This window comes from Treponema sp. R80B11-R83G3 (assembly GCF_054786115.1).
Map to the genome: position 1 here is coordinate 1 of NZ_BDHF01000080.1, position 6,252 is coordinate 6,252.

Below are 6,252 nucleotides of genomic sequence, written 5' to 3' on the forward strand. Positions count from 1 at the left end.
AGAACGCAAAGAAAAGTTGCATACTGCATTTATTAAGAGACAGGAATACTGGCGGACAAAAAATGCCGGTTCCTGACACACCTTATATGCTTGTCTTAAAAACGGCAAGTTCAGCATAAGCAGTACACCTTTACTTCAAAAGCAACCTTCCATTTTGGAATAGATATACCATTTTTATTACGCTCCATAACCATTAAAGGATGAGAAGATGAAACCTTCACAATATTGTTTATACATATTATTTCGTTTACAATGTACTTATGGATTTTAGATACAGCAATGTATTTCGTCCTTCCATGTTCTGCTTCCCAAGAGCAAATCTTATCTCTGATTTTTAATGAACCTATTGGAACATATAAATCGGAATCAATAAAAACAAGTTCAGACGCTGGGAAACAACCGACATAGTACACACATTTGGCGTTGTTTTCGCCATAATAGGATACATGACGTACACATTTGGCATTATTTTCGCCAAAATAGGATGACCTATGTACATTTTGGGCATTATTTTCACCATAATAGGATACTGGGTATACATAATCCCCGCTTGAAGTCGGATACACGCTAATCGCACCTGATTCACCATATGACATAAAATACTCTCCTTTGCTATAATAGTATTAATAGCTCAGCGTTTATTGCCAGCCACGGCATTGATTTTTATCTGTCCAACGGACAGTATAAAAAACTGAAAACTTCAGTTTAATATAGATAATTTTTGTTGCGCTCTCATGTTGCTCGTATTTGTATTAGACATACTCCTGATACAATCAATACACAATGAACCGATTTCATTTGGCTCCCGATTAAGCGTTTTTTGACAAACATCACATTTAGCCATTTTTATCTCCTTTTTTATACAGGTAAATCCTGTATTTATTTTATTCGAATGTCGCCTATAACCTAACAGGTCAGTCGCCATTTCAAATAAATACTTCAATAAAGGTAACGCATAGGAGTCACTTTTTTTTAATATTTCATTAACTCCTTCTATGAAAAATTGCTTACCCAACCAAGCACTTTAATTTTTCTTCTGCCTTAGCACTTCCACGTTTTGCCGCTTCAGTGTAATAGTACATCGCTTTTTCTTTATCCTGCGGCACGCCTTCTCCATTATCATAAAAATTTCCTAGTTTAAAGAGCACTTCATCATAATCACGTCCCGCTTCCTTGGCGAACAAGTACACCTCTTTTTCGTAATCCTGCGGCACGTTTTCTCCTTTATCATAAAAATCTCTAAATTGGTATGCCTCATCGCTAGACCAACATTCTGCTACCTTGAGATACAAGAACATCGCTTTTTCTTTATCTTGTGGTACGCCTTCTCCGTATTCATAACATTTTCCTAGATTGAATTGTGCTCTAGAATTCCCCTGTTCAGTTGCCTTGGCATACCAGTATGCCGCTTTTTTGTAATCCTGCGGCACGATTCCTCCTTTATAATAAAAATTTCCAAGTTTGTATTGCGCTTCATGCTCTCCCTGTTCCGCTGCTTTGGTATACCAGTAAAACGCTTTTCTATAACTCTGCGGCATGCTGGATCTAATATAAAAATTTCCGAGGAAATGTTTTATTTTTGCTTCTCCCTGTTCCGCTGCTTTGGTGTACCAGTACGCCGCCTTTTTGCCATCTCGCGGTACGCCTGTTCCTCTCTCATAACAAGTTCCTAGAAGTAATTGCGCATCAGCATTTCTCTGTTTCGCCGCCTTGGTGTACCAGTACACGGCTTTTTCGTTATCCTTGGGTACTCCTTGCCCGAAATTATAACAAAATCCAAGTTTGTATTGTGCTTTAGCATTTCCCTGTTCCGCTGCCTTGGCATACCAGTACACGACTTTTTCGTTATCCTTGGGTACGCCTTCTCCATTATTATATTTTTCCCCAAGATAAAACTGTTCTTCTGCATCTGTTGGTTCAGACATATATCACCCCTTATATAAAAATCGCCTAGCTTATGGGCGAACAAGCCGGAAGCCGGCGTATCTGCCATGCGGATTGTAGCTGCTCCGAACAGCCGAACGGACATATTCTATCGAAGCACCCCAACCGCCACCGCGTGCCACGCGTTTAGTCCCCGAGGATGCGCCCATTGGATCAGTCTGATCTTCGTTTGAATAATTACCATACCAGTCCCAACACAACTCAAACACGTTTCCGCTCATGTCGTACAATCCTAAACTGTTGGGAGCCTTCTTCCCAACTTCATGTGTCCTAGAGCCGCTGTTATCTTTATACCATGCTACATCTCCTGCACGGTTGCTACCCGAATACTTGTAATTCCCAGGCGAACTGTCCCCACCTCTGGCGGCATATTCCCATTGCGCTTCAGACGGCAAACGGTAGCCATTGGAACCGCTGGCTATTTGTACTGCGTCCCATGTACTGTCCCAGTTTGTTGGTATAGTTCCCCATTTGGAAGAATTGGTACTCCCTGATATAATGTACGCAGGGCTTAATCCCTCCATCATGCTTAATTTGTTGCAGAACACCAAAACGTTATACCAACTTACACATTCTACAGGTCGCTTGCTCTGAACTTCTCCTGACGCAGGTGAAGACGTAAATTCACTCGGATTGCTCCCCATCACCGCCTCCCATTGCTCCTGCGTTACTGGAAACCTGCCCATGTAAAAACTGCTTAACTTTACATTATGAACAGGTTTTTCACTTTTTTCGCCCCAAATATTTCCCATTTTAAAACTGCCGCCTAGAACATGCACCATATCTATATGAGGAGCTTTTTGTTTCACAGCCTGTGATGATGGCGCATTAATTGTGGCAGGATTTTTGCTTGGCTTTGACTTTTGTGATTTCTGCGCCGTTTCAATTTCTTCTTCTTCGGACTCTTCATAAGTGTCTACATTTCCAAAATCACGTACAAATCTACGCAATTTATCTACTTCCTTATCACATTTCTTGCACCTTTCAAATAACTGCTTAACACGTTCATTTCTGGGGTATTCTTCTTTGGCTTTATTCAATAAAATCTTAGAATTATTTATATTTTCGTTCATCTGATCAAATACTTTATAATAAAAAAGTTTTTTTTCTGGTAAAGATGTGTTGGGTGAACCTGAACCTTGATTAAGTCCTAAATTGTTTAAAAGCTCCCCATAACCTCTATTATTCAAAGACGAAACGGATTTTTGGCGAATTTTTTCTAAATCTTCAAAATCTTGTATTAAACTCATTTTTTCTTTTATTTTACTTACACTAAATTCACCAAAGGTAGCATTAACATTTGGATCGCCAAAAATATTATTCTCAATGATACATATGTTTTTCTCAACCTTATCTAAATATTCATTGACGCTATGTTTATTCATATCCTCTAAATTATTTATAATATTTTTAGCTCCTCCATTCATTCTATTTATAGCATCTAGTCTTTTTTGAGCCGCATTGAGAGCTTTCTTAGCAACATCAACAAATCTATTATCTAGATTTAAACTAAGAGCTTTTTCAAGGTCTTTAATTGCTAGTTCCCCATTTTCAAACGGTCCGGGAATACTATACATCAGACCACGAGCAAAATATGCAATTGCAAATTTCTTATTAATATCTATTGCTTTAGTATAATTTTTAATTGCATTTTCAATATCATCTTTTTTATCATAGACATCTCCAATATCTTTATACGCATTTGCATTATTAGGATCAAGTTCTATCACTTTTTTATAATTTGACATGGCGCTTTCATAATCTTTTTTACAAAGGTATGCATTTCCTCGTTTATGATATGCCAATGTATATTCTTTGTTAATTTTTATTGCCTTAGTAAAATCTGCGATTGCCTTATCCTCATCATTTTTTCCAGTAAAATATGTAATACCACGCAAATAGAATACTTCCGCAAAATTAGGATCTAGTTTTACTGCATTGGTAAAATCTGCTATTGTATTATCATAATAACCGTTGTTATAATACGCTTTACCGCGCTCAAAATACGCTTGCACATAATCAGGGTTAAGTTGGATAGCTTTTGTATAGTCTTCAATTGCCTTGTCCTCTTTATGGGCTATAAAATACAGGTTCCCCCTACCATAATACAACTTTGCATCATTAGGTTTTTTCTGAATCTTTTGATTATATTCTGCAATAGTTTTTCCGGTTAATTTACCTTGTTTTGCCATTTTTTATTCTCCTTGTTTTTTCTCTCTTGGATAAATAATTGCTAATATACATGATAACATATAAATAATAAATGAAGGTACAACAGTAAAATAAGCAATTCCTTCTAAGTTTTATTACGTTTTTAGCTCGCTCGGCATTAATATTTCTGTCCAACGGACAGTATTCATTAAAACATTGTTAATGCGCATGATGTCACTTTTTACGTTTCTCTTGCTTGAGCAAATCAATAGCTTCTTGATCTCCCAAATCAGCCGCTTCCTGCATTAGTGCCCATCCTTTTTCTTTATCTTCTTTTAACCGCATATAACCTTCTATATAAGCGGCACCTAATATCCTTTTTGCTCTTGCACTTCCCTCTTTAGCGGCTTGATTTATCCAAAAAAATGCTTTTTCAAAATCTTTTTCAGTTCCTGAGCCTAACAGATAACAAGAGCCTAAAGCTCTTTTAGCTTCTACATCTCCATTTTTAGCGGCTTTTTCATACCAGTAAAATCCCATTTCTAGATCAACGTCTGTACCAACACCTTGTTTATAATGAGTTGCCAGATCATAATACGCGTCGACATACCCTTGTTCTGCAGATTTTTTTTCGAATTTAAAAGACCGTTCAAAGTCTTCTTCAAATCTTGCAATACCCGCAATTTCATGCTGGGCTTCAGCATCGCCTTTCAATGCAGATTTCTCCCACATATCATAACTTTGCATTAATAAATCTTCAATTAATTTTTTATCCTTACTGCTTTCTTGGGCTTCTTCGGCCTCTCCGAAGTATTCTTTGGCAAGTTCACGCATGGCGACTGGATCATCGGATTCGGCTTTTTTTTTAAGATCTTCGTTAATCATATATAGCTCTCCTTTCCTATTAACAAACGCGCTCTAAAAGATAGAACATTCAAAATAAAAACGGAACCATCCGTAAAACACTTGATAATTCCGTTTTATATATTTTTACTTCACTATCTTAAGTACCTTTAAGTCATCTAAACAAACGCCATCTTTAGCCAATTCGAAATTATTAGCAATTATGCCTATCTTTCTGCTTAAATCCGCCTTATCGATATTTTTCCCAAGAGTATAATCCTGAAGCTCTGCTATTGCAGCATCTTCACTGGCGATTATTGCATCGAATTTTTTAATCCAATTATTTCTTCTTAAAATAATAATGAGGAAGAAAATTATACCGCCAAAACAACCTAAGACTAGAAATAAACAAGAAGGTAGGATGGCATATTTAAAAGATTCAACAAAGGATCCTCCTCTAGACTTAGATAGTTTAAAAAGATTTTTTAAAGTATCTATAAACAAATATATACCCGCTCCTAATCCACATGCAATCCAGATATCAAGGAAAATCCCTAGCATATAGTCATCAACATGTTTAGCAATTGCAATAATAAAAAAAACACCAATAACTGCCAAGATAGCAGAAATAATCAGCATTATTTTCCTCTCCTTTTTTCTGCTTTCTTGTTGTGCTTTCATGTTGCTCGTATTTGTATTAGACATACTCCTGATACAATCAATACACCATGAACCGATTTCACTTTCCTCCCGATTAAGCGGTTTTTGACAAACATCACATTTAGCCATTTTTCTCTCCTTTTTTTACAGGTAAATCCTGTATTTATTTTATTCGAATGTCGTCTATAACCTAACAGATCAGCCGCCATTTCAAATAATTACTTAAACAAGGTAATTTGAGTACCAAGTACATCGCTAATACATCTGATAAATTGTTCTTTATAAAATAATTTAAATAATTATTTATTTTATTATAATTTTGATAATTCATTTATTCTGTTCTTAATGTAATATATATTTCACAGAATTATGTTATCAATTGTCCCCTCCATATGGTGGAATATCTATGCATGTACCATAACCGTTGTTTTTTATTACTTCTGATGCAATATTGATGAATTTTATCATGTTTTTTTGACAATCTTTTATTTCTGGTGAAGATGATACAATTACCGAAACACCAATATTGCTGTTTTTAATACCCATAAAGCTTCTACCATTTTCAGCAGCATGTCTTACCATAATAGATTCCCATGAACATACTCCATATCTATAGGTAGAAGGACCTGCAGAAAAACCAATGTCTACGCTCAA

The 6,252-nt window shown here is 36.1% G+C and carries 6 protein-coding genes; all 6 read right to left on the reverse strand.

The annotated features are described in order from the left end of the window. Nucleotides 1–110: 110 nt before the first annotated feature. The gene (locus tag ACYVRH_RS09870) at nucleotides 111–596 is read right to left on the reverse strand and encodes a Hint domain-containing protein (RefSeq protein ID WP_461256745.1); all 486 of its coding nucleotides are present in this window, start codon (nucleotides 594–596) and stop codon (nucleotides 111–113) included. A 411-nt stretch (nucleotides 597–1,007) separates the two neighbouring features. Further along, nucleotides 1,008–1,925 (reverse strand): SEL1-like repeat protein, encoded by a 918-nt coding sequence (locus tag ACYVRH_RS09875; RefSeq protein WP_461256746.1) that lies wholly within the window; start codon nucleotides 1,923–1,925, stop codon nucleotides 1,008–1,010. Nucleotides 1,926–1,955: 30 nt separating this feature from the next. Then, nucleotides 1,956–4,136 carry an SUMF1/EgtB/PvdO family nonheme iron enzyme gene (locus ACYVRH_RS09880; protein WP_461256747.1) on the reverse strand — a complete coding sequence of 727 codons (2,181 nt, stop codon included), beginning with the start codon at nucleotides 4,134–4,136 and terminating at the stop codon, nucleotides 1,956–1,958. 193 nt (nucleotides 4,137–4,329) lie between these two features. After that, nucleotides 4,330–4,980 carry a tetratricopeptide repeat protein gene (locus ACYVRH_RS09885; RefSeq protein WP_461256748.1) on the reverse strand — a complete coding sequence of 217 codons (651 nt, stop codon included), beginning with the start codon at nucleotides 4,978–4,980 and terminating at the stop codon, nucleotides 4,330–4,332. Nucleotides 4,981–5,085: 105 nt separating this feature from the next. Continuing rightward, the gene (locus ACYVRH_RS09890; protein WP_461256749.1) at nucleotides 5,086–5,727 is read right to left on the reverse strand and encodes a hypothetical protein; all 642 of its coding nucleotides are present in this window, start codon (nucleotides 5,725–5,727) and stop codon (nucleotides 5,086–5,088) included. Nucleotides 5,728–5,973: 246 nt separating this feature from the next. Then, a partial coding sequence (locus tag ACYVRH_RS09895) for a hypothetical protein (protein ID WP_461256750.1) occupies nucleotides 5,974–6,252 on the reverse strand: 279 nt, incomplete at its 5' end.

What these genes read in the sequence shown, in the direction of transcription:
- ACYVRH_RS09870 (WP_461256745.1), bottom strand. Translation starts at nt 596, where the DNA reads ATGTCATATGGTGAATCAGGTGCGATTAGCGTGTATCCGACTTCAAGC.
- ACYVRH_RS09875 (WP_461256746.1), bottom strand. Translation starts at nt 1,925, where the DNA reads ATGTCTGAACCAACAGATGCAGAAGAACAGTTTTATCTTGGGGAAAAA.
- ACYVRH_RS09880 (WP_461256747.1), bottom strand. Translation starts at nt 4,136, where the DNA reads ATGGCAAAACAAGGTAAATTAACCGGAAAAACTATTGCAGAATATAAT.
- ACYVRH_RS09885 (WP_461256748.1), bottom strand. Translation starts at nt 4,980, where the DNA reads ATGATTAACGAAGATCTTAAAAAAAAAGCCGAATCCGATGATCCAGTC.
- ACYVRH_RS09890 (WP_461256749.1), bottom strand. Translation starts at nt 5,727, where the DNA reads ATGGCTAAATGTGATGTTTGTCAAAAACCGCTTAATCGGGAGGAAAGT.